The following is a 21,147-nucleotide window of genomic DNA, read 5'->3' on the forward strand; positions in this document are numbered from 1 at the left end:
GGAACAGGACACTCCCCATGGCAATAGAGCTGACCGATACCGTCGCGCTCGTCACCGGCGCGAGCAGTGGCATCGGCGCCGCCACCGCCCGCCGGCTCGCCAAGGACGGCGCCTGGGTCGCCCTCGTGGCCCGCCGCAAGGACCGCCTGGACGATCTCGCCGCCGAGATCGAGAAGGCGGGCGGCACCGCCCTGGTGGTGGAGGCGGACATCACCGACCGCGCCCGGGCCGAGACCGCCGTACAGCGGACCGTCGAGCACTTCGGACGGCTGGACATCCTGGTCAACAACGCCGGGTTGATGCTCCTGGGACCCGTCGTCGGCGCGGACGCCGACGAGTGGGAGCGCATGATCGCCGTCAACGTCCAGGGCCTGCTCCACACCACCCGTGCCGCCCTCCCTCACCTGCTGAAGGCCGCCGAGGACGGGCCGCGCCGGGTCGCCGACATCGTCAACATCAGCTCGATCGCCGGCCGCGTCGCCTGGAACGGCTACGGCGTCTACAACCTCACCAAGTTCGGCGTGAACGGCTTCACCGAGTCCCTGCGCCAGGAGGTCACCCGGCGGCACGTCCGCGTGGGGGTCCTGGAGCCGGGTGGGGTGGACACCGAGCTGGGTTCGCACAACGACCACAAGCCCGAGGTCCGCGAAGCGATCGGCGCCTTCTACGAACAGACCGAGGTCCTCAGCCCCGACGACATCGCCGACGGCGTCGCGTACATGGTCACCCGCCCCCGCCACGCCTCCGTCGGCGAGCTGTGGATCATGCCGACCGACCAGGCCTGACCTCCATCCACCGAAACACCTCCATCCACCGAAACACCCCGAAGGAACCCCCATGAACAAGGTCATTCTCGTCACCGGTGCCGGACGCGGTCTGGGCACGGACATCGTCCGCGAGGCCCTCGCCGCGGGCCACCGGGTCGTTGCCACCGGCCGACGTCCCGAGGAGGTCGAGCGGGTCCTGGGCGGGGCGCAGGACAATCTGCTGGTCATCCGGCTGGACGTCACCAGCCCGGAGGACGCCGAAGCCGCCGCGCAGGCCGCCGTCGACCGCTTCGGCCGTATCGACGTCCTGATCAACAACGCCGGTAATTTCTTCGCCGGCTACTTCGAGGAGATCCCGCCCGCGCAGATGCGCCGGCAGATCGAGACCAACCTCTTCGGGCCCATGAACGTCACCCGCGCCGTCCTGCCCGTCATGCGGAAGCAGCGAGCGGGCCACGTCATCACCCTCTCCTCCTCCGCCGGCATCATCGGCCAGGAGTTCTGCGTCGCCTACGCCGCCTCCAAGTTCGGCGTGGAGGGCTGGATGGAGTCACTGCGGTACGACGTCGAGCCGTTCAACATCCGCACCACGGTCGTGGAGCCCGGTTTCTTCCGCACCGAGCTGCTCGTGGACGCCTCCACGACCTGGCCCGAGCCGACCATCGACGACTACGCCGAGCGCACCGCCGCGACCGTCGCGGCATGGAAGAGCATGAACGGCCGGCAGAGCGGCGATCCCGCCAAGCTCGCCCGCGCCCTGCTGGCCGTCGCCGGACAGGAGAAGCCACTGCTGCGCTTCGTCGCCGGCTCCGACGCCATCGAAGGCGTCGAGGCCAAGGCCAGGGAACTCCTCGCCCAGGCCCAGGCATCCCGCGAACTCGGCGGCAACCTCGCCTACGACGACGCCGGTTCCTGAGACGCCCGGACCCGGGCTCTGGGCTCACAGCACAGCGGTGAGTCCTCCTGTCCCACCGCCACTCGCCCCGGTGACGACGGACGACACGGGTTACGACGACACGGGTTCCGCTTCCGGCCACCCAGCCGAGTGCCAGCCGGTCAGCGGTAGTCCGGGTTGGGGGCGTCGGGGTGGCAGCCGGCGTCCCATTCCGAGCGCTGGTTGCCGTGGGCGGGGACGCCGCCGGAGCGCTTGAGCAGGGCCGCGAGGTGCATCAGGTTCCACGTCATGAAGGTGGTGTTGCGGTTGGTGAAGTCGTTCTCCGGGCCGCCGGATCCCGGGTCGAGGTAGGACGGGCGGGGTCCGGCGGGGCCGATCCAGCCGGCGTCGGCCTGGGGCGGGATGGTGTAGCCGAGGTGCTGGAGGCTGTAGAGGATGTTCATGGCGCAGTGTTTGACACCGTCCTCGTTGCCGGTGATGAGGCAGCCGCCGACGCGGCCGTAGTAGGCGTACTGGCCTTGTGGGTTGAGCAGGCTGGAACAGCCGTAGAGCCGCTCGACGACCTTCTTCGTCACCGAGCTGTTGTCGCCCAGCCAGATCGGTCCGGCCAGGACCAGGATGTCGGCGGCCATCACCTTCTCGTAGAGCGCCGGCCAGGCGTCCGTGGCGAAGCCGTGCTCGGTCATGTCCGGGTGGACGCCGGTGGCGATGTCGTGGTCGACGGCACGGATCTCGGCCGTGGTCACCCCTGCCCCGTCCATGATCGCGCGGCTCTTGTCCACCAGGCCCTGGGTGTGGCTGAGCTGCGGGGACGGTTTGAGGGTGCAGTTGATGTAGAGCGCGGTGAGGTCGTCGTAGCGGTGGGGAGGGGCTGAGTTCATGGTGGGCAGCGTCTCGCGCGGTCGTGTTTTGTCCTGGTTCGACGCGCCTGCGGGGTCTTACGGAGTGGTGACGTGCCCGGCGGGTCACGGGGCGGGGCGGGGCCGCGGACCTAGCTTGGCCGTATGCGTGTACTGGTCACCGGCGGTGCCGGGTTCATCGGGTCCCATGTCGTCGACGCGCTGCGGTCCGGCGGGCATGAGGCGGTCGGGTACGACGTCCGGGAGGATCCCGGCGCGGATGTGCGCGACCCGGCGGCGGCGGCCCGGGCGCTGACCGGCGTCGACGCCGTCTGTCACCAGGCGGCGAGGGTCGGGCTGGGCGACGGCGTGGCCGACGCGGCGGAGTACGTCTCGCACAACGACCTGGGGACAGCCGTACTGCTCGCCGCCATGGCCGGGGCGGGCGTACGGCGTCTCGTGCTCGCCGGGTCGATGGTCGTGTACGGGGAGGGGCTGTACGAGTGTCCGCGGCATGGCGTGGTGCGGCCGGGACCGCGGGCCGTCGGTGACCTGGACGCGGGGCTCTTCGAGCCGCTGTGTCCGGTGTGCGGGGCGGACCTCCGTCCCGGGCTGGTCGGCGAGGACGCCCCGGCCGATCCGCGCAACGTGTACGCCACGACCAAGCTCGCGCAGGAGCATCTGGCCGCCGCGTGGGCCCGGTCGACGGGCGGGTCGGCGGTGTCGCTGCGGTATCACAACGTGTACGGGCCGCGCATGCCCCGCGACACCCCGTACGCCGGGGTGGCCTCCTTCTTCCGGTCCGCGCTGGCCCGGGGCGAGGCTCCGCGGGTCTTCGAGGACGGGCGGCAGCGGCGGGACTTCGTGCACGTGCGGGACGTCGCCGCCGCGAACGTGGCCGCGCTGGAGGCCGGGGCGCCGGACGGGGTGCTGACCGTCTACAACACCGGCAGCGGAGAGCCGCACACCATCGGTGAGATGGCTCGGGCGTTGGCCGCCGCGTGCGGCGGGCCGGAGCCCGTCGTCACCGGCGAGTACCGGCTGGGCGATGTCCGGCACATCACGGCGGACTCGTCCCGGCTGCGGGCGGAGCTGGGGTGGAAGCCCGAGGTCGGCTTCGCCGCGGGCATGCGGGAGTTCGCGACGGCCGGGATGCGGGGCGCGTAGGGCCCGCCATGGACCGGTGGTGCTGCCCGTGTCATGAAGCTGCCGCGGGCAGCACCACCTCGAAGCGGCAGCCGCCGGGGATGTTGCGCACGGCCGCCCGGCCCTGATGCGCCTCCACGATCCCCCGGACGATGGCGAGGCCGAGACCCGCGCCCGCCGGGGGTGTACGGGCGTCCGAACCCCGCCAGCCCGTGTCGAAGACGCGTGGCAGGTCCTCCTCCGGGATGCCTCCGCAGCCGTCCGTCACCGACACCACCACGCCCTCCGGCGAGCGCTCGGCGGCGACCGCCACCGTGCCGTCGGCAGGGGTCCGGCGGATCGCGTTGACCAGGAGGTTTCCGAGGACCCGGCTCATCTCCTTGCCGTCGACCTCCACCGGGACCGGCTCCACCCGGTCGCCGACCAGCCGTACGCCGTGCTCGCGGGCGAGCGGGTCCGCGCCCGCGAGGGCGTCGCCGATCAGGTCGTAGAGCGAGATGCGGGAGGGGGTGAGGGGGAGGGTGCCGGCGTGGATGCGGGAGAGTTCGAAGAGGTCGCCGACCATGGCGTTGAGGCGCTCGACCTCGGTGCGGATCTGCCTGAGGTAGCGGGCGGGGTCCGTGGCGACCCCGTCCTCCAGGGCCTCGGACATGGCACGCAGGCCGGCCAGCGGGGTGCGCAGGTCGTGCGAGATCCAGGCGACCAGCTCGCGCCGTGAGGTCTCCAACGCGCGCTCGCGGTCCCGGGATTCGGCGAGTCTGGCGCTGGTGGCCGCCAAAGCGCGGCCGAGTGACTCCAGTTCGGCCGGTGCCGGGCCGTCGGGCGCGGTGAAACCTCCGTCGTCGCCGAACGAACGGGCCGCGACCGCGAGTTCACGGCTGCTGGTGACGACCCGGTGGCCCAGCAGCAGGGCGGTGGCCAGGGAGACGACGGCCGCCATCGCCACGACCGTCGTGACCACGGTCAGGTCGTGGGGCGAGAGGAACATCGCCCACGCGACGGCCAGCGTGCCGGCGAGCATGGCCACCACCCCGACGGCGGCGACCACGGCGAGCGAGGTGGTGAGCGAACGGCGCCGCAGCAGGCGCAGCGCACCCGCTCCGGCCAGACCGGTGACGGCGGCTCCGGCCGCCGCGTACAGGGCGATGAGAAGGGTGTCCCGCATGATCACTCCCCCGCACGGTCAAGGCCGGGTTCGAAGCGGTAGCCCACGCCCCACACCGTCTGGATCAGGCGGGGGTGGGCCGGGTCGTCCTCGACCTTGCCGCGCAGCCGGCGGACATGGACGGTGACGGTGGACAGGTCGCCGAAGTCCCAGCCCCACACCTCGCGCATCAGGTCCTCGCGGCCGAACGCCCGTCCCGGGTGCCGCAGGAGGAAGGCGAGGAGGTCGAACTCACGGAGGGTGAGGGCTAGTTCGGTGCCGTCGCGGGTGGCGCGGCGGGCCACCGGGTCGACGGTCAGACCGCCGGCGCTCAGCACACGGGTGCCGGTGGCGGGCCGGGTGCGGCGCAGGACCGACTCCACCCGCAGGACGAGTTCGCGTGGGCTGAACGGCTTGGTGACGTAGTCGTCGGCGCCGACCTCCAGGCCGAGGATGCGGTCGTCCTCGTCGCCGCGCGCGGTGAGCATGATGACCGGGACCGGTCCGTGGCCGCGCATGCGGCGGCACACCTCCAGGCCGTCCATGCCGGGCAGCATCAGGTCCAGTACCACCAGGTCGGGCCAGTGCGCGGCGGCCCGGGTCAGGGCCGTCGGGCCGTCGTCCGCCCGGTCGACGACGTATCCGGCACGGTCCAGGTACCCGGCGACGACCTCCGCGACCGTGGGGTCGTCGTCGACCACCAGGACGCGGGCGGACCCCGCCGACGGGGACGGGGATTCGTACGACTGCTGCATGGCTCCAGCCTCGCACCGCGCCCCGTCCCCCCGCCTCGTCCGCAGGCTCCCGGTGCCTCGACGTCCGCGTTTCGTAAGGAGCCGAAGCCCGGTATGCCCGATTCGCGTTCGTAGGGTGAGACCGTGACCACGGACGTAGATGTAGATGTCGTGCTCCCCTGTCTGAACGAGGCCGAGGCGCTCCCCTGGGTCCTGGCCCGCATCCCGAGCGGCTGGCGGGCCCTCGTCGTCGACAACGGCTCCACCGACGGCTCGGCGGAGATCGCCCGCGGGCTCGGCGCGAGCGTCGTCCACGAGCCCCGCCGGGGTTTCGGCGCCGCCTGTCACGCCGGGCTGAGCGCCGCCACCGCCGAGGTCGTGTGCTTCTGCGACTGCGACGCCTCGCTCGATCCGGCGCTGCTCGTGCCCTTCGTGCGGGAAGTACGGGAGGGCGCCGCCGACCTGGTCCTGGGCCGCAGACGGCCACGCGGCCGGGGCGCGTGGCCGGCACACGCCCGGGCGGGCAACCTCGCGCTCGCCCGGCTGCTGCGCCGCCGCACCGGCCTGCGCCTGCACGACCTCGGCCCGCTGCGTGCCGCCAGGCGTGAACCGCTGCTCTCCCTCGGCCTCACCGACCGGCGCAGCGGCTACCCCCTGCAGATGGTGGTGCGCGCCGCCGACGCGGGCTGGCGGATCACCGAGCACGACGTCCCCTATCTGCCGCGAGCCGGCGCCTCGAAGGTGACGGGCACCTGGCGCGGTACCTGGCACGCGGTACGGGACATGAGCCGCGTCCTGGGCGAAGCCCCGGCGCGCGAAGGGGCGGCACGGTGACCACACTGCTCGTCATCGCCAAGGAGCCCCTGCCGGGGCGCGCGAAAACCCGGCTCACCCCGCCCTTCACCCCGTGGGAGGCGGCGGCGCTCGCGGAGGCGTCCCTGGCCGACACCCTGCGGGTCGTGGCGGGCACGCCCGCTTCCCGTCGCGTCCTCGTACTGGACGGCTCCCCCGGCCCCTGGCTGCCGTCCGGCTTCGACGTCGTACCGCAGTGCGCGGGCGGTCTGGACGAACGGCTCGCGGACGCCTTCGCCCGTTGCGACGGCCCCGCCCTCCTGATCGGCATGGACACACCGCAGGTCACACCGGATCTGCTCGCCGGGGACTTCGCCGACTGCGACGCGTACTTCGGACCGGCCGAGGACGGCGGTTTCTGGGCCCTCGGGCTGGCCGAACCCGATCCCGCGCTGCTGCGGGGCGTGCCCATGTCGACGCCGGTCACCGGAGCCGCGCAGCGGGAGCGGCTCGTCGGAGCGGGGCTGCGGGTGCGGGATCTGCCCCGGCTTCGGGACGTCGACACCGCCGCCGACGCCCACGCCGTCGCCGCGCTGGCCCCGCGCAGCCGGTTCGCCGCGCGGCTGGCCCGGTTCGCGGCGGCGGCGAGCCGATGAGCACCGCCTACGGGCTCGCCACCGGGACCACTTCCGCCGAGGGCGTCACCACCGACCGGACCGACGCCCACCCGCACACCACCGACCGGGCGGAAGCCGGCCCATACGCCGCCGACTGGGCGGATGCCGGCCCATACGCCGCTGCCCTGCGCGCCGGACGTGGCCCGCTGTTCCTGCGCCGCTCCGACGGCTGGCTGCTGCCACTGGACGTGGAACGCTGGTGCGCCCGCGCCGACGCGGCCGACCTGGCGGTCCTGGACCGGTGCGAGGGAGCCGTGCTCGACGTGGGCTGCGGGCCCGGCCGGCTGGTGGCCGAACTCGCCGCCCGAGGCCGGCCCGTCCTGGGCGTCGACGTCAGCCGGGCCGCGGTCAACCGCACCCGGGAGCTGGGCGGGCAGGCGCTGCTGCGGTCCGTCTTCGACCCGCTGCCAGCCGAAGGGCGCTGGGCAACGGTCCTGCTCATGGACGGCAACATCGGCATCGGCGGTGATCCGCGCGCCCTGCTGGACCGGGTGGGCGCACTGCTCGCGCCGGGCGGCCTGCTGATCGCGGAGACCGCACAGATGGACGTCGACGAACGCGCCGAGGTGCAGGTCGTCGACGTCGTCCACAGCTGTGGATCCGGCGGATCCGCGGACGCCTTCCCCTGGGCGCGGCTCGGCACCCCGGCCCTGCTGCGGTACGCGGGCCGGGCGAGGTGGCGTGCCGTACGTCAGTGGACAGCGGGCGACCGCCGCTTCCTCGCCCTGCGCAGCCGCAGGGCCAGCAGCAGCGCCGAGCCGCCGAAGAGCACGGCGGTGATCAGCAGCCAGCGGGTGAGGAAGCCGTCCGGCGACAGACCCGTGCCCAACCGGTAGCGCCGGTCCACCATGCCGCCGATCAACGGGAACCACACGAGCAGGAGCAGGCCGGAGAGAGCGGCCGGTACGCGCACGTACATCACCCACTCCCGGCGGCCGGCCGCCCCGAGCGCGCCGACGACCGCACGGTCGGCCGTCGCGTACAGCGGCAGCAGAGCAAGGTCGTGCAGCAGCGCCGCCCCCACCAGCCACAGCGCCACGCCGAACCAGTCGTCGGCGAGGAGGCGCACGCCCGCGTAGACGGCCAGGGCGAACGAGGCGGCGAGCAGCAGGAGTGGGAAAGGACTGCCGACAGGGATCCTCGGTCGCATCACAGGTCTCCGAACGTCATCCGGGCCACCCACTTGGTGTTCAGCACACCGGGCGCGGCAGGAACGATCACCCGCGCCGGATAGCCGTGATCCGCGGACAGGTCCTCGCCGTTGACGTACAGGGCGAGCAGGGAACGCGGATCGGCGACCTGGTTGGCGCGCAGGGCGGCGCGGCGGAAGGCGCCGTGCCGCTGGAGGGACTCGACGAACGCGTCCGGCGGATCGTCGTCGTAGCCGACGAGAGCGGCGAGATCCCGCAGGCGTACGCCCCGCCACCACTGGTCGGACGTCGACCAGCCCTCGACGCAGGCGATGGGCAACGCCGAGCTGTGCAGGGGTAGTCGGGCCAGTTCGGCGCGGCTGAGGCGGACCGTGCCCGAACGTCCCGTGACGACGAGTCGCCAGGCGTCCTCGCCCGTTTCCGCCGCGTCGATCCCGGCGTAGGCGGCCGTCTTGTTGATCTGGAAGCCGTTCGGGCCGGTGCCGGGGTCGGCTCCGCCGTGCGGTGCGAGGAGGGCGGTGCGCCGCAGGCCGTCGAAGCCCTGCCCGACCGTCGTGGCGAACAGCAGGAGCGAGCCGCCTCCGACGAACCACAGGGCGCCGCGCCGGGAGACGGTCGGCTGGTCCGGATCCGGGGGGACCAGGTCGTCCGTCTCCTCGTCCCGCAGCCGGCGCACGTTGCGTACCGCCGCCGGGATCTTCAGGACGGCGTGGGCGACGAACGCGGCGAAGAACACCCAGGCGCCGTAGAAGTGCAGGGGGTAGAAGGAGCCGGGGAAGACGTAGTCGAGCTGGATGTTGAGGACGCCGGTCACGAACTCGAAGAGGCCGCCGCCGACCAGCAGGAGCAGGGAGATCCGTTCCAGGGCGTGGGCGAGCGAGCGGGCCGGCGGCAGGGCGAACAGCTTCGGCACGACCGACCACAGTTTGGCCAGCAGGACGGGGACGAGGGTGATGCCGAGGGTGACGTGGACGCCCTGGGTGAGCCGGTACAGCCAGTGCGGGTTCGTCGGCCAGGCGAAGAGGTAGAAGCCGAGGACGCCCTTGTCGGGTGTCTTGTCGTTCACCGGCGACAGGTCCGGGTTGTAGGCGGCGTACGAGACCAGGCCCGTCACGAACAGCACGGTGATGCCGGCGAGCAGGACGAGGCCGAGCACGGCGGTGAAGCGTGGGCCGCGCAGGGGGCTGCGCCAGAAACCGGGTGCGGTGGGGAGCGAGGGGGCGGGCATGTCCCGACGGTAGGCCGGGGCACCCCCGGGAAAGGGGGCGCGACCCATGACGAAACGCTGACGTCCGGCCCGGACGGCGGTCCGTGGCCCCTCGCCCGGCCTAGCGTGCCGATGTGACCCGCACCCTGCGCTCCACCGAGCCGCGCGCCCCGCTCTCCGGCGGCATCACCCGCGACCTCCGCCGCGACCTGTACGCCGCCGGGGCCGCCGCCCTGCTGGTGACGGCGGCCGTACTAGTCGGCCGCCACATCCAGGACGCCCACCACACACTGCGCGTCAACTGGCCCCCGCTGCTCGGCACCTGGCGCCCCCACGTGGGCCCGGGCACACCGGCCGCCGTCCTGTCGGCGGCGGCGACCGTGGCGTACGGCCCCGCCCTGGCCGCCCGACTGCCCTGGCGCGCGCTGCTCGCGACGGCCTGGGGCACGTCCACCGCCTGGATCCTCTCCCTGGCCCTGATTGACGGCCGGCAGCGGGGCGTCGCCGGCCGGCTCACCACCCGCCACGAATACCTCCAGGTCATCGACCGCTTCGACGACATCCCCGGCACCCTGCGTGACTTCACCCACCACATCCTTCTCCACTCCCCCGACAACTGGCCCGCCCACGTCGCCGGTCACCCGCCGGGGGCCACCCTCACCTTCGTCCTGCTCGACCGGATCGGGCTGCGGGGCGGCGGCTGGGCCGGAGTCTGGTGCGTGACCGTCGGTGCGACGGCGTGCGTGGCCGTGCTGGTCGCGGTGCGGGCGCTGGCCGGGGAGGGGCTCGCACGGCGGGCGGCACCGTTCCTCGTGCTCGCCCCGGCGGCGGTGTGGATGGGGACGTCGGCCGACGCGTACTTCGCGGCGGTCGCCGCGTGGGCCGTGGCACTGCTGGCGCTCGCGGTCACCGGGCGATGGGTGGGGTGGGCGGCCGGCTCGGGGCTGCTGTTCGGGCTCACCTGCTACCTCTCCTACGGCCTCACGCTCTTCGCGCTCATCGGCGCGGCGGTGCTGTGGCTCGGCCGGCACCGCGTCCGGGAGCGGCCGGTGCTGCTCGTGCTCTTCCTCGCCGGTCTTGCCGTCGTGCCGACGGCGTTCACCCTCGCCGGGTTCGACTGGTGGGAGGCGTACCGGCTGCTCGTCACGCGCTACTACCAGGGCGCGGGCGGCGTGCGCCCGTACGGCTACTGGGTGTGGGCCAATCTCGCGTGCACGGTGCTGATCACGGGCCTGGCGACGGCGGCGGGGCTGCGGCGGACCGCCGTGGCACTGATCCGCGACCAGGACGGCGTCCGCCTCGCCCTCCTCGTGGCCGCCACCCTCTCCGCCCTCCTGGTCGCCGACCTTTCCGGAATGAGCAAGGCCGAGACGGAACGCATCTGGCTGCCCTTCGCGATGTGGCTGCTCCCGTCCTGCGCCTTCCTCACCCGCCCCCGCGCCTGGCTCGCCGCTCAGGCGGTGCTCGCGCTGCTGCTCAACCATCTGCTGCTCACCGGGTGGTGAGCCCCGGGCGGGATACGCAGGACCAGGAGCAGGCCGCGCCGGGAGGTGGATCAGGTTCCGTCGTGCGGATGCCTGGGGTGCTCGGGATTGCGGTGACTGGTGTCGCACCATGGGTAGGTCCTGCTGCGTCGGCAGGTGCACAGCGCGACGCAGAAACGGTCGGACGACACGGTGGTGCCGTCGTCCAGGGTCACCTCCACCGGGCCTTCGATCAGTAGGGGTCCCGTGCGCTGGGCCACTATGCGGCGGCGACGTTCATCCGAGTCGTACAGCACGAATGATCACCAGCTCTTCCTTCTCGTCGTCGTCCACGTCTGCGTCTGCGTCTGCGCCTGCGCCTTCGCCTTCGCCTTCGATCAGGCCGCAGGCTCGCAGCCAGCCGTTCCGGGAGCGCAGGACGGGGCCGAAGGTGATGGGGTGGTGCTCCATGATTTCGGCGCGCAGGGCCGTCGCCCGCAGCTGCCGCAGGGATTTCTCCGGGTCGCTCAGGGCGGACTGGACCAGGAGCAGCACTCCGCCGGGCCGCAGGAGCGCGGGCGCGTCCTCGCATATGCGGTCCAGCACGAGACGGCCGTCGTGCCCGGCGTCCCAGGCCCGCGCCGCACCCCGCCGGGGGCACGAGGCGGCGGGGGCCGGCACGTACGGCGGGTTGGACAGGATGAGGTCGAAGGAGCGGCCCGACACCGGAGCCAGCAGGTCGCCGCGCCTGACGCGCAGCGGGAGGCGGGCCAGCATCGCGTTGACCTTGGCGTTGAAAGCCGCCCGCCAGGAGATGTCGACGGCCGTGACGCGTGCGCCGAGCCGGGCCGCGGCCAGGGCGACGGCTCCGGTTCCCGTGCCCACATCGAGGACTTCGGCCTGTGCGGGGAGGGGTTCGTGGAGAAGGTGCCGGAGGAGCAGGGCGGTGTCGTCCTGGGGGGTGTAGACGCCGGGCAGGGTGACCGTGGTCATGAGGTTCCATATCCGGTTCCCGCGCGCGCGAGAGCCTGTTCGTCGCTGGCACGCCGGTCAGACAGATATGCGCAGCGACGACTCCCCGGTCCGCCACGCGCCGAGGAGACGCTCGGCGAGGCGGTCTTCGAGATACGTGGTGGCGTCCACGCCGAAGGCGATGTCGGCGTCGAGGTGGGGCTCCTCCTCCAGAAGGCCCACGACGACTTCCCGGCGGACGATCTGCTCGTGCACGGCGTCGGCCTCGATGTGCTCGTCGTAGAAGTGCTCGGCGGCCGGTCCGGCGCCGGTGCGCCGCATGGCCTGGGCGAGGCGCCGCGAACCCGGGGACGAGGTGATCTCGACGGTGGCGAAGTGTCCCACCAGGGCCCCTCGCAGGGCGCGGTGCAGGCCGAACAGGGACATCATGTTCACGACCGCGAGGGCTTCGGCACCGGCCGCGTCGAGATAGTGCCCGTAGGAGGTGTCCAGGTCGAGGTCGGCCATGAGGTCGGCGAACAGGCGGGCGTGCACGCGATCCGCGCGGCCTCCTCCGAACTCGTCGAACTCCACGGCCGCCATTCCGGCCTTCGCCCTCCCCCACAGCCGGGGCAGGACCCAGGCGTGCGGGTCGGCTTCCTTGAGGTGGTAGAGCGACCGCTGGGCGGCGTATTCGCGCACCTGCCACAGCTCACCCTCGTGCTGCAGGAAGTGGCTTACTCCGGTGCCGTCGACGGGCTCGACGAGCAGCTCCTCCACCGCCTCGTCGGCACGCCTGTGCCGGGGCGCCGCGTCGCGGAGGGCCCCGAGAAACAGCTGCTCGAGGGCGCCCCGTACCTCGAGCAGGTCGGGATCCCATTCGCGGTCGGCGTCGACGTCGGCGAATCCCCGGTAATGCAGCTCGTAGCAGATGTACAGGGCGAGCTGGAGATCGTCTCCGAGCGGGGTGGCCCGGAGAACCGCCCGGTCGTCCGGGAGCGGTCCCGTGTTCCGCAGGTATGCGCTGATCGCCGACGAGATCAGGCCTCGGGCGGGCGGCAGGGTGGGCTCTCTCGTGGGCACAGACACGGGCACAGACACAGGCACAGGCACAGATATAGGCACGGGCACGGGCACATCCATGGACACCGAGTACCCGTCATCAGGGACCTCACCGTTGCCAGGGACCTCACCTGTCCGTCCGGATCCGTACCGACGGGTGGGTCACGGTCCACGGGGTACGCGAGCAGGCATGAGCGAGCACGAGCAGACACGGCCCACCCCTCCGTCGCAGGCGCCCGGGGAGAGCGGCGACCCGGAGGCCCGGAGGGAGGCGGAGGAAGCGGTGCGTTCCCATCCCCGTCCTCATCCCCGTCCCCGGCCCCATCCCCCTCTCCATCCCCATCCCCGCACACAGACCGACGAGGCCGACGAGGCCGACGGTCCGTCGGACGCTTCAGACAGGCCGGCTGAATAGGCCGGCCGGGCGCAGGACCGTACCGTGACCGGTCTCGATCCGTTCACCGACCTGCTCGACTACCCGTTGTACGTCGTGACGGCGGAGGCTGCCGGTGAGAGGGCCGGCTGTCTGGTCGGATTCGGTTCGCAGTGTTCGATTCGGCCCGCCCGGTTCATGGTCTGGCTGTCCAAGGCCAACAGGACGTACCGGGTGGCCGAGCGCGCCGAGCGGCTCACGGTTCATCTTCTCCGCCGCGACCAGGACCGGCTGGCCCGGCTCTTCGGCGGCGAGACCGGCGACCACGCCGACAAGTTCACCGGCGTCGCATGGCACCCGGGACCGCGCGGGTCCGTGGTCCTCGACGACGCCCCCGCATGGTTCGTCGGTCGCGTGGAGAGCCGGATCGACGGTGGCGACCACGTCGGATTCCTGCTCGCTCCGGAGGCCGCCGGCAACCTGGTGGGCGATCGAACCCCGCTGCTGTCGCTCGACGACGCGCGTGGCATCACGCCGGGCCACCCGGCGGACTGACCGTCACCCCGGCCCGAGGCCCTTTCCGTTGCCGCGCGCTGCCCGGACATGGAAGTGGTGAGAGGGGGCAGGAGACGCTCATCCTACTTTCGAGCGAAGGCGGCACCGTGACCTTTTCCGTGAATGCCCGCGAAGCGACGGCCGTCAGCACGGAAACGCCCGCCGTCATGGATGACCTGCCGTGGATCGAGGACGCCGGGAAGGTCGCCCCCAAGGACGCGCGGGTGCTGTCCAAGCTGTTCCTGGACCGGCTGCAGACCTTAGAGGAAGGCACCCCCGAGTATCAGTACGCCCGCAACACGCTGATCGAGATGAACGTGTCGCTGGTGTCCTTCGCGGCGCGCCGGTTCCGCAACCGGGGCAGCGGCGAGATGGAGGACGTCATCCAGGTCGGGACGATCGGTCTGATCAAGGCCATCGACCGGTTCGACCTGAGCCGCGAGGTCGAGTTCACCTCCTTCGCGATCCCCTACATCGTCGGCGAGATCAAGCGCTTCTTCCGCGACACCACCTGGGCCGTCCACGTTCCGCGACGCCTGCAGGAACTGCGGGTCGACCTCGCCAAGAGCAAGGAGACCCTCACCACCACACTGGGCCGGGCGCCCACGGTGAACGAACTCGCGACCCATCTGGACCGGACCGAGGAGGAGGTCGTCGAGGGTCTCGTGGCCGCCAACGGGTACATCGCCGGCTCCATCGACACGGCGGGCAGCGACGACGAGGCCGACGACGCGCCGACGTACGCCGACACCATGGGCGACGTCGACCCGGCACTGGACCTGTTCGAGGACCTGCACGCGCTCGCCCCGCTGCTGCAGCAGCTCGACGACCGGGAACGGGCCATCATCGAGATGCGCTTCGGCCAGGAGATGACCCAGGCGCAGATCGGCCGCGAACTGAACGTGTCCCAGATGCACATCTCCCGTCTGCTGAACCGCACGCTGACCAAGCTCCGCAGCGGACTCCTGCCCGGCTGAGCCCGGCGCCGGATGACATCACCTGTCGCTGGTGAACGACCTGCTTCGCCTCGGCGGCCACGGGCGGCGCGGCCGGTGGCCTGGCCGGTCCGGCCAGCGCGGTGTTTTTCTCGCCGCAGGCGCAGGGTCTGAATCAGGACACCGGGGTCACGGTCGTCCGGGTCCCTCACGGCCAGTGGCGGGCGCTGCTGCCGGCCTACCACCTTCCCGGAGACATCGCCCTCGCGGTCGCCCGCACCAAGCGCGGCCGCCCTCCCGTCTGCCTGGCCGTCCCCGCGACCGCCCTCGCCCTGGAAGCCCTGCGGACCTGCAACGAGGAACACGCCGTTCCTTCCTCCCCTACGAGGCGGTGCAGACGGTCAACGTGGGGCTCCCGCATCCGCCGCCCGGCGCCCGGCGCCCGGGCACGCGAAGCCCCCGGGACTCGCGAAGGAGTCCCGGGGGCCGTGGTGCGCCGAGCCCTGCCGGGTCAGGCGCGCGGGCCGCCGAACTGGCCGCCCGTGCCGTAGTAGGTGCCCAGCTCGTCGTGGTAGCCCCGGTCCCCGAGGTGCTTGTCACGGTGGAACTCCGGAGCGTCCTTGATCTCCTGCTTGGTGCGGTCGACGAAGACCTTCCGCTCGTTCGTGTCGATGGCGACGACCGTGCTCGCCGGGAGCAGGACCTCCTTGCCGAAGATCCACACACCGGTGTCCACCACCAGATAGGCGTCGTCCGCCTCGTCGGAGTGCTTGTCGACCTTGCCGATGCCGCCGTCCGTGGCCTCGACCTTGTATCCGGTGAGGTCGGCGCCCGCCGGACCGCCCGCGGTCGAATTGTAGCTCCACATATTCTCAGTCACGCGAAAACAACTCCTTTTTTGAATTACACCGGGCCGGTCGGCTACCAGCGATACCAGCGGCCACTTCCGCCCTTCGGACGGGCGACAAAGCCGACCAGCCACAGGACCAGGACCACAATTGCAATCCACCACAGGATTTTCACCGCGAAACCCGCACCGAAAAGGATCAGGGCCAGCAGAAGAACGAGAAGCAGGGGAACCATCGTTATCAACCTCCAAAACTCCGATTGCCCTGCCTTCCTCCATCCATGTCTACGGGTTTGAAAATCAGCCGGAATTCTCTGATGCCCGGAATGAGTGTGAGGTTTAACATGAGAGGGGCGCGAGCACGACGTCGTGGACCCGAGGCGGAGGAGGTGCGGCCGTATGGCCATCTTCCTGTTCCTGCTCCTCGTGGCCCTCGTCCTGGGACTCATCGGCGCGGTGGCGGAGGGCCTGTTCTACCTGCTGCTCATCGGCATCGTGGTCTTCGCGGCCGACCTCGCCTTCTTCGGCGTACGAACGTCGTCCCACCGCTCGCACCGCGCTCCCCGATGACGGTGCAGGGCCGCGCGGGCGGCGTTGGCGCCCGGGGCCCCGTGGACACCCCCGCCGGGGTGGGCACCGGCGGCGGCGAGGAAGAGCCCGCGCACCGGGGTCTCCGGACGTCCGGTGCCGGGCAGGGGCCGGAAGACCAGCTGCTGGTGGAGAGCGGTGGTGCCGCCGTTGATCGCACCGCCGTGCAGATTGCGGTCGAGCGTCTGGAGCGTCGGCGGAGCCAGGACGCGCCGGGCCCGGACCAGGGACCGGAACCCGGGAGCGAACCGCTCGACCTGGCGTTCGACCCGGTCGGCCATCACCTCCTGCTCCTTCTCGTCCCAGGTGCCGGTCAGCCCTTCGTCACCGGCGTCGGAGGCGATCCGTTGCGGTACGTGGGTGTAGGCCCAGGCCGACTCCGTCCCGCGGGGCGACCGCGTGGGGTCGGCCGTCGTCATCTGGCCGAACAGCGCGAAGGGGCGGTCGGGCACGGCGCCCGTCGCGATCTGGGCGGCGAACCTGGTGAGTTCGTCCAGTCCGTCGGCCAGGTGGACGGTCCCGGCGCGACGGGCCTGTTCCACCTGCCAGGGCACGGGAGCGTCGAGCGCCCAGTCGACCTTGAAGGTCGCGAAGTCCCACTCGAACCGCCTGAGGTCGGCCAGCAGCTGGGGCGGCAGCTGCTCCGGGTCCAGGAGGTCGCCGTAGAGCGCGGGCACCGACACGTCCGCCAGCACGGCACGGCCCGCCGCGAGGCTGTCGCCGTCGGCGGTGCGCACGCCGACGGCCCGCCCGTCGCGGACGACGATCCGGCTGACGCGCTGTCCGCAGCGCACGTCACCGCCGCGGGCGCGAAGTCGCCGTACGAGTGCGTCGGTCAGGGCGCCGGAGCCGCCGACCGGCACGGGGAAGCCGTACGTCTGCCCGAGCATGGACATCAGCCAGCCGAAACCGCCGCTGCCCGCGGCCTCCGGCGCCAGATCGGCGTGCAGGGCGTTGCCGGCCAGGAGCAGTCTGCCGCCCTCGCCCGCGAACTCCTCCGCACCCATGCGCCGTACCGGCAGCAGGAGGGTGCGGGCCAGCCGCAGCCCGCCCGCGGCCCGCAGCCGGAGGGCGAGCCGAGCCGTGGCCCGCAGCGGAGGGAAGGGCGTGAACAGGGCGTCCAGGAGGTCGCGGCGCAGCCGTTCCCAGACCTCGTGCAGCCGCCGCCAGGCGTCCCCGTCCCCGGCCGCGAAGGTGTCGAGGCTCGCGGCGGTGGCGTCGATCCGGCGGTCGAGGACGGCGCAGCCGCCGTCGGTCAGGGGATGGGCCAGGACGCACGGCGCATGGCTCCACCGCAGTCCGTGCTCCTCCAGGCGCAGACCGCGCAGCACGGGGGACGCGGCGGCCAGCGGGTAGAACGAGCTGAAGAGGTCGCTGACGAACTCGGGGTCCACTCCCCTGTCGTGCCGCACGGCGCCGCCGGGCGCGCGCTGTTCCTCGAGGACCTCCACGCTCCAGCCGGCGTCGGCCAGGAGGTTCGCCGCCACCAGACCGTTGGGCCCGGCCCCGATCACCACCGCGTCAGGCATCGCCGCCGCCCGGGGCACGCGGCCGGGCCTTCGTACCGCCCGCCGTAACGTTCTCCGCCGTAGCGTTCTCCGTCTCGCAGATACGGGCGAGGCGGGCCAGCATGGCACGGTGCCGCAGCTGGATGGCGACCTCCGCCGCCGCGTTGTGGAGCAGGCCGCCGACGCCTTGCAGCGGATGTTCGTCCACGATGACCAGGCACTCCTCGCCCCATGGGCGCAGCTCCAACGCGATCCGCGCCGTCCCGGCCGCGCCCGCCTTCGCCTCCAGTTCCAGGGTGGTCGGTTCCTCGCACCGCCGTACGACCGTCTCGTTGGTCAGGTGGGCCGGGCCGAGCCGGACCTCGTAGGAGAGCGCGGCGCCCACCTCCGGCCAGCGGCCCCGCGTCTGCCGCGACGCCGAGGTTCCCACCACCCACTCCGTGTAACGGTCGCCGTCCGACAGGACGGACCACACCGTCCGTGGACTCGCCTTGACCAGCCGATGCCTGACTGCCACGGGACCTCCCGCTGTCGTCACGTTCCGCCGTCGTCTTCCGCTGTCGTCACGTTCGTCCCCGAGTTCCCCCTGCCGAGCGCCGCCAATCACGGGCCGGCGTGGGCGAGTGGCTGGGCGTCGTAGGTGATGCGGACGACGCCGTCGGGGTCGCGTCGCGTGTCGCCTCGTACGCCGAAGACGCCGCGGAGGGTGTCCGGGGTCAGGACCTCCAGGACGGGGCCGGCCGCGATCACCGCGCCCTCGTGCAGGACGACCAGGTGGTCGCAGAGCCGGGCGGCCAGGTCCAGGTCGTGCAGGACGGCCAGGGTGGTGATGCCGGTGCTGCGGATGAGGTCCAGGAGTTCGAAGCGGGCGCGGATGTCGAGGTGGTTGGTGAGTTCGTCCAGGACGAGGAGCTGCGGCCGCTGGGCCAACGCCCGGGCGAGCAGGACGCGTTGGCGTTCGCCGCCGGAGAGGGTGGCGTAGTCGCGGTCCGCGAAGGGGGTGACTCCGCAGCGGGAGACCGCCTCGGCGACGGCCTCGCGGTCCTCGGCGCCGTCGCGGCCCATGAGGCCGTGGTGCGGGGTGCGGCCGAGGGCCACGATCTCCGTCACCGTCAGTCCGGTGGTGGTGCCGGCGTCCTGGAGGACGGCGGCCGTGCGGCGGGCGGCGGTGCGGGCGGAGAGCTCCCACACGTCGTCGCCGCCCACCCGGACCACGCCGTCGGCCGGTCGCAGGGAGCGGTAGACGGTGCGGAGGAGAGTGGACTTGCCGCTGCCGTTGGGGCCGACGAGTCCGACGACATCGCCCTTGGCGGCCTCCAGGGTGACCTCGCGGAGGATCGGCTTGCGGTCCAGGGTGATGTGGAGCTGGTCGACGGTCAGTTTCATACGGTGTCCAGGCCCCCCTGATCAGGAGTCATACGGTGTCCAGGCCCTTGTTGCGGCGCAGCAGCCACAGGAAGAAGGGGGCGCCGAGCAGGGCGGTGAGGATGCCCAGCGGGAGTTCGTTGGGGCGGGTGAGGGTGCGGGAGAGCAGGTCCACGAGGACCAGGTAGACGGCGCCCAGGAGTGCGGTCAGGGGCAGGAGGCGGCGGTGGTCGGCGCCCACGGTGAGGCGGACCAGGTGGGGGATCATCAGGCCGACGAAGCCCACCCCGCCCGCGACGGCGATGACCGTGCCGGTGAGCAGGGCGCTGATGACCAGCAGGGCGGCGCGCAGCCGGTTGACGTCCACGCCGAGGGCGGTGGCGGACTCGTCGCCGGCGAGGAGGGCGTTGAGGCGCCGCCCGAACAGGGTCAGCAGAACGGTGCTCACCAGGACGACGACCGCGACGGTGGGCAGCTGGCTCCACTGCGCGCCCGCGACGCTGCCGAGCATCCAGAACATCACGGTCCGCAGCTCGGTGGGGGTCGCCAGCAGCTGCACGAAGCTGGTCACCGACAGCAGGACGTAACCGACCGCGACCCCGGCCAGCACCACCCTGGTGGGGGCGAGCCGGCCTTGTCGCTGCCCCAGGACGAAGACCAGGGCTCCCGCCGCCAGGGCTCCGACGAACGCCGCGCCCGACACGCCCAGTCCGCCGAGTGCGACGCCGCCGAGCGTGATGACCAGCACCGCGCCGAGCGAGGCGCCGTAGGAGAAGCCCAGGACGACCGGGTCGGCGAGCGGGTTGGAGACCAGGGTCTGCAGCACCGCCCCGGCCACCGCCAGTCCCGCGCCGACCAGTGCGGCCAGCACGACCCGGGGGGCCCGGAAGGTCCAGACGATCTGGTCCAGTGCCGGGTCTTCGGTGGCGCCCAGGCCGGTGACGTGATGCAGGAGGATCCCCCACACGTCACCGACCGGGATGTTGACGGCGCCGATGCTCACGGCCAGCACCATGACCGCGACGAGCACGGCCGTCAGGACGGCGACGGCGAGAGACAGCCTGAGGCCGTTCAGACCTTGTCGGGGTGCAGCGCCTCGGCGATCTTCTCGACCGCCAGGTCGTTGCTGGGGCCGAGGTACATCGAGTCCGAGAGCGCCACGTACGTGTTGTTCTTCGCGGCCGGCCACTGGGGGAACTCCTTCAGCAGTTTCTTGGCGTAGGCCGCCGGGTCCGGGTCGTTGTAGCCGATGACGACGAGCGCGTCGACGTCGGTGGCGGCCACCTTCTCCTTGCTCAGGTCGGCGAAGGACGTCTCGGAGGCGTTCTCGAAGGCGTTGGTGCCGCCGGCCTTGGCGAGGATGTCGTTGTAGATGCCCTTGGCGACGACCGAGCTGAAGTCGTTGCCGCCCATGGCCATGTTGGAGAACAGCACCATGACCTTGGGCTGCTTCTCGCCCTTCACCTTGGCGGCGATGCCGGCGACGCGCTTCTGCGAGGCGGCGATCAGCTTCTCGGCCCGTTCGGAGACGTTGAAGACCCTGCCCATGTCGCGCAGCAGCGTGTAGCTGTCGGCGATGGTCATCTTCGAGGTGTCCTGGTCGCAGCCCTGGGGCGACACATACGTGTGGGCGCCGGCCTGCTTCAGCTGCTCGCGGGTGGCGAAGCCGTTCTTCTCGTCGAAGCCGTACGCCGTCGTCGACAGCACCAGGTCGGGGCGCAGCCCGATCATCGCCTCGCGCGGGATGTCGTAGGCGTCGTTGAGCTTCACGTCACCCGTGGGCAGCGCCTTGATGGCCGCGGCACGGCCGGAGACCTCGGACATGCCGTAGCTCTGCTGGTTGGCGACGATCCTGTCCTGGACGCCGAGGGCGAGCAGCGTGGAGACCTCGGCGACCGAGGCGCCGTTCATGAGGACGACGCGGCTGGGCTCCTCGGTGAACTTCTCGGAGACTCCGCAGTTCTGGAGGGTCACCGGGTAGCCGGACTTCGCGGCGACCGCGGACGTGTCCCCGGCGGCGCTGTCGGTGTCGGTCGAGGAGTCGGCGCAGGCCGTGGTGACCAGACAGAGGGCGCCGGCCAGGGCGACGGCGACCGGCCGTTTCTTCGACATGCTGGCTCCTTGGTGCGGGGCTCGTGAGGGTGGGCG

Annotated in this window: 23 protein-coding genes; 9 read left to right on the forward strand and 14 right to left on the reverse strand. The window is 72.1% G+C overall.

Annotated features, from left to right (window positions below):
• Nucleotides 1-17 precede the first annotated feature (17 nt).
• On the forward strand, nt 18-785 hold the full coding sequence (locus ACFPIH_RS14805) for an SDR family NAD(P)-dependent oxidoreductase (RefSeq protein ID WP_381171853.1): 768 nt from the start codon (nt 18-20) through the stop codon (nt 783-785).
• Nucleotides 786-837: 52 nt separating this feature from the next.
• A complete protein-coding gene (locus ACFPIH_RS14810) occupies nt 838-1,683 on the forward strand; it encodes an SDR family oxidoreductase (protein ID WP_381171855.1) in 846 nt (281 codons plus the stop codon).
• A gap of 140 nt (nt 1,684-1,823) precedes the next feature.
• On the opposite strand, the gene ACFPIH_RS14815 is transcribed toward ACFPIH_RS14810, so the two are convergent.
• Nucleotides 1,824-2,543: a flavodoxin family protein gene (locus ACFPIH_RS14815; RefSeq protein ID WP_381171857.1), complete on the reverse strand. Its 720-nt coding sequence runs from the start codon at nt 2,541-2,543 to the stop codon at nt 1,824-1,826.
• A gap of 123 nt (nt 2,544-2,666) precedes the next feature.
• On the opposite strand from ACFPIH_RS14815, the gene ACFPIH_RS14820 reads away from it, so the two are divergent.
• Nucleotides 2,667-3,668 carry an NAD-dependent epimerase/dehydratase family protein gene (locus ACFPIH_RS14820; protein WP_381171859.1) on the forward strand — a complete coding sequence of 334 codons (1,002 nt, stop codon included), beginning with the start codon at nt 2,667-2,669 and terminating at the stop codon, nt 3,666-3,668.
• Nucleotides 3,669-3,699: 31 nt separating this feature from the next.
• On the opposite strand, the gene ACFPIH_RS14825 is transcribed toward ACFPIH_RS14820, so the two are convergent.
• Together ACFPIH_RS14825 and ACFPIH_RS14830 are read right to left on the reverse strand one after the other, a co-directional pair.
• On the reverse strand, nt 3,700-4,812 hold the full coding sequence (locus ACFPIH_RS14825; RefSeq protein ID WP_381171861.1) for a sensor histidine kinase: 1,113 nt from the start codon (nt 4,810-4,812) through the stop codon (nt 3,700-3,702).
• A gap of 2 nt (nt 4,813-4,814) precedes the next feature.
• A complete protein-coding gene (locus tag ACFPIH_RS14830; protein ID WP_381171863.1) occupies nt 4,815-5,546 on the reverse strand; it encodes a response regulator transcription factor in 732 nt (243 codons plus the stop codon).
• 123 nt (nt 5,547-5,669) lie between these two features.
• On the opposite strand from ACFPIH_RS14830, the gene ACFPIH_RS14835 reads away from it, so the two are divergent.
• Genes ACFPIH_RS14835 through ACFPIH_RS14845 form a run of 3 tightly spaced genes read left to right on the forward strand, consistent with a single transcriptional unit; the run spans nt 5,670 to nt 7,830 of the window.
• Complete coding sequence (locus ACFPIH_RS14835; protein ID WP_381171865.1) at nt 5,670-6,359, forward strand: glycosyltransferase family 2 protein; 690 nt, start codon at nt 5,670-5,672, stop codon at nt 6,357-6,359.
• Nucleotides 6,356-6,973 carry a TIGR04282 family arsenosugar biosynthesis glycosyltransferase gene (locus ACFPIH_RS14840; protein ID WP_381171867.1) on the forward strand — a complete coding sequence of 206 codons (618 nt, stop codon included), beginning with the start codon at nt 6,356-6,358 and terminating at the stop codon, nt 6,971-6,973. The genes ACFPIH_RS14835 and ACFPIH_RS14840 overlap by 4 nt, the downstream gene beginning before the upstream one ends.
• Nucleotides 6,970-7,830, forward strand: coding sequence for a class I SAM-dependent methyltransferase (locus ACFPIH_RS14845; RefSeq protein ID WP_381171869.1), 861 nt, complete (start codon nt 6,970-6,972; stop codon nt 7,828-7,830). Before ACFPIH_RS14840 ends, ACFPIH_RS14845 begins: the two co-directional genes overlap by 4 nt.
• A gap of 313 nt (nt 7,831-8,143) precedes the next feature.
• Here ACFPIH_RS14845 and ACFPIH_RS14850 read toward each other — a convergent pair whose 3' ends face one another.
• A complete protein-coding gene (locus ACFPIH_RS14850; protein WP_381171871.1) occupies nt 8,144-9,421 on the reverse strand; it encodes a molybdopterin-dependent oxidoreductase in 1,278 nt (425 codons plus the stop codon).
• Between the two features lie 116 nt (nt 9,422-9,537).
• Between ACFPIH_RS14850 and ACFPIH_RS14855 the strand changes: the two genes are divergently transcribed.
• Complete coding sequence (locus tag ACFPIH_RS14855) at nt 9,538-10,857, forward strand: hypothetical protein (protein WP_381172109.1); 1,320 nt, start codon at nt 9,538-9,540, stop codon at nt 10,855-10,857.
• A 50-nt stretch (nt 10,858-10,907) separates the two neighbouring features.
• On the opposite strand, the gene ACFPIH_RS14860 is transcribed toward ACFPIH_RS14855, so the two are convergent.
• From ACFPIH_RS14860 to ACFPIH_RS14870, 3 genes are read right to left on the reverse strand one after another with little or no spacing between them, the layout of a single operon-like run.
• On the reverse strand, nt 10,908-11,129 hold the full coding sequence (locus ACFPIH_RS14860; RefSeq protein ID WP_381172112.1) for a CDGSH iron-sulfur domain-containing protein: 222 nt from the start codon (nt 11,127-11,129) through the stop codon (nt 10,908-10,910).
• Nucleotides 11,113-11,808, reverse strand: a complete 696-nt coding sequence (locus tag ACFPIH_RS14865; RefSeq protein WP_381171873.1) for a HemK2/MTQ2 family protein methyltransferase — start codon at nt 11,806-11,808, stop codon at nt 11,113-11,115. Before ACFPIH_RS14865 ends, ACFPIH_RS14860 begins: the two co-directional genes overlap by 17 nt.
• Nucleotides 11,809-11,865: 57 nt before the next feature.
• On the reverse strand, nt 11,866-12,849 hold the full coding sequence (locus ACFPIH_RS14870) for an iron-containing redox enzyme family protein (protein ID WP_381171875.1): 984 nt from the start codon (nt 12,847-12,849) through the stop codon (nt 11,866-11,868).
• 418 nt (nt 12,850-13,267) lie between these two features.
• Here ACFPIH_RS14870 and ACFPIH_RS14875 point away from each other — a divergent pair, with 418 nt between their 5' ends.
• Nucleotides 13,268-13,756, forward strand: a complete 489-nt coding sequence (locus ACFPIH_RS14875) for a flavin reductase family protein (protein ID WP_381171878.1) — start codon at nt 13,268-13,270, stop codon at nt 13,754-13,756.
• 167 nt (nt 13,757-13,923) lie between these two features.
• A complete protein-coding gene (locus tag ACFPIH_RS14880; protein ID WP_381172115.1) occupies nt 13,924-14,733 on the forward strand; it encodes an RNA polymerase sigma factor SigF in 810 nt (269 codons plus the stop codon).
• A 469-nt stretch (nt 14,734-15,202) separates the two neighbouring features.
• On the opposite strand, the gene ACFPIH_RS14885 is transcribed toward ACFPIH_RS14880, so the two are convergent.
• The 7 genes from ACFPIH_RS14885 to ACFPIH_RS14915 all read right to left on the reverse strand — a co-directional run bounded on the left by ACFPIH_RS14885 (nt 15,203) and on the right by ACFPIH_RS14915 (nt 21,111).
• A complete protein-coding gene (locus ACFPIH_RS14885; protein WP_381171880.1) occupies nt 15,203-15,571 on the reverse strand; it encodes a PRC-barrel domain containing protein in 369 nt (122 codons plus the stop codon).
• A 41-nt stretch (nt 15,572-15,612) separates the two neighbouring features.
• Entirely contained in the window at nt 15,613-15,774 is a 162-nt protein-coding gene (locus tag ACFPIH_RS14890) for a DUF5670 family protein (RefSeq protein WP_381171882.1), read from the reverse strand.
• A gap of 237 nt (nt 15,775-16,011) precedes the next feature.
• Nucleotides 16,012-17,655 (reverse strand): phytoene desaturase family protein, encoded by a 1,644-nt coding sequence (locus ACFPIH_RS14895; RefSeq protein WP_381171885.1) that lies wholly within the window; start codon nt 17,653-17,655, stop codon nt 16,012-16,014.
• Entirely contained in the window at nt 17,648-18,151 is a 504-nt protein-coding gene (locus ACFPIH_RS14900; RefSeq protein WP_381171888.1) for an SRPBCC family protein, read from the reverse strand. The genes ACFPIH_RS14895 and ACFPIH_RS14900 overlap by 8 nt, the downstream gene beginning before the upstream one ends.
• 86 nt (nt 18,152-18,237) lie before the next feature.
• Nucleotides 18,238-19,020: an ABC transporter ATP-binding protein gene (locus tag ACFPIH_RS14905; RefSeq protein ID WP_381171891.1), complete on the reverse strand. Its 783-nt coding sequence runs from the start codon at nt 19,018-19,020 to the stop codon at nt 18,238-18,240.
• A 28-nt stretch (nt 19,021-19,048) separates the two neighbouring features.
• Nucleotides 19,049-20,014 carry a FecCD family ABC transporter permease gene (locus ACFPIH_RS14910; RefSeq protein ID WP_381172118.1) on the reverse strand — a complete coding sequence of 322 codons (966 nt, stop codon included), beginning with the start codon at nt 20,012-20,014 and terminating at the stop codon, nt 19,049-19,051.
• Nucleotides 20,015-20,070: 56 nt separating this feature from the next.
• A complete protein-coding gene (locus tag ACFPIH_RS14915) occupies nt 20,071-21,111 on the reverse strand; it encodes an ABC transporter substrate-binding protein (protein WP_381171894.1) in 1,041 nt (346 codons plus the stop codon).
• Between the last annotated feature and the right edge of the window lie 36 nt (nt 21,112-21,147).

It is taken from the genome of Streptomyces vulcanius, assembly GCF_042653945.1.
Classification (GTDB): Bacteria; Actinomycetota; Actinomycetes; order Streptomycetales; family Streptomycetaceae; genus Streptomyces; species Streptomyces mangrovi.

Excerpts from the sequence above, each read along its gene's own strand:
- ACFPIH_RS14805 (WP_381171853.1), top strand. The coding sequence starts at position 18 with ATGGCAATAGAGCTGACCGATACCGTCGCGCTCGTCACCGGCGCGAGC.
- ACFPIH_RS14810 (WP_381171855.1), top strand. The coding sequence starts at position 838 with ATGAACAAGGTCATTCTCGTCACCGGTGCCGGACGCGGTCTGGGCACG.
- ACFPIH_RS14815 (WP_381171857.1), bottom strand. The coding sequence starts at position 2,543 with ATGAACTCAGCCCCTCCCCACCGCTACGACGACCTCACCGCGCTCTAC.
- ACFPIH_RS14820 (WP_381171859.1), top strand. The coding sequence starts at position 2,667 with ATGCGTGTACTGGTCACCGGCGGTGCCGGGTTCATCGGGTCCCATGTC.
- ACFPIH_RS14825 (WP_381171861.1), bottom strand. The coding sequence starts at position 4,812 with ATGCGGGACACCCTTCTCATCGCCCTGTACGCGGCGGCCGGAGCCGCC.
- ACFPIH_RS14830 (WP_381171863.1), bottom strand. The coding sequence starts at position 5,546 with ATGCAGCAGTCGTACGAATCCCCGTCCCCGTCGGCGGGGTCCGCCCGC.
- ACFPIH_RS14845 (WP_381171869.1), top strand. The coding sequence starts at position 6,970 with ATGAGCACCGCCTACGGGCTCGCCACCGGGACCACTTCCGCCGAGGGC.
- ACFPIH_RS14850 (WP_381171871.1), bottom strand. The coding sequence starts at position 9,421 with ATGGGTCGCGCCCCCTTTCCCGGGGGTGCCCCGGCCTACCGTCGGGAC.
- ACFPIH_RS14865 (WP_381171873.1), bottom strand. The coding sequence starts at position 11,808 with ATGACCACGGTCACCCTGCCCGGCGTCTACACCCCCCAGGACGACACC.
- ACFPIH_RS14880 (WP_381172115.1), top strand. The coding sequence starts at position 13,924 with ATGGATGACCTGCCGTGGATCGAGGACGCCGGGAAGGTCGCCCCCAAG.
- ACFPIH_RS14890 (WP_381171882.1), bottom strand. The coding sequence starts at position 15,774 with ATGGTTCCCCTGCTTCTCGTTCTTCTGCTGGCCCTGATCCTTTTCGGT.
- ACFPIH_RS14895 (WP_381171885.1), bottom strand. The coding sequence starts at position 17,655 with ATGCCTGACGCGGTGGTGATCGGGGCCGGGCCCAACGGTCTGGTGGCG.
- ACFPIH_RS14905 (WP_381171891.1), bottom strand. The coding sequence starts at position 19,020 with ATGAAACTGACCGTCGACCAGCTCCACATCACCCTGGACCGCAAGCCG.
- ACFPIH_RS14910 (WP_381172118.1), bottom strand. The coding sequence starts at position 20,014 with ATGGTGCTGGCCGTGAGCATCGGCGCCGTCAACATCCCGGTCGGTGAC.
- ACFPIH_RS14915 (WP_381171894.1), bottom strand. The coding sequence starts at position 21,111 with ATGTCGAAGAAACGGCCGGTCGCCGTCGCCCTGGCCGGCGCCCTCTGT.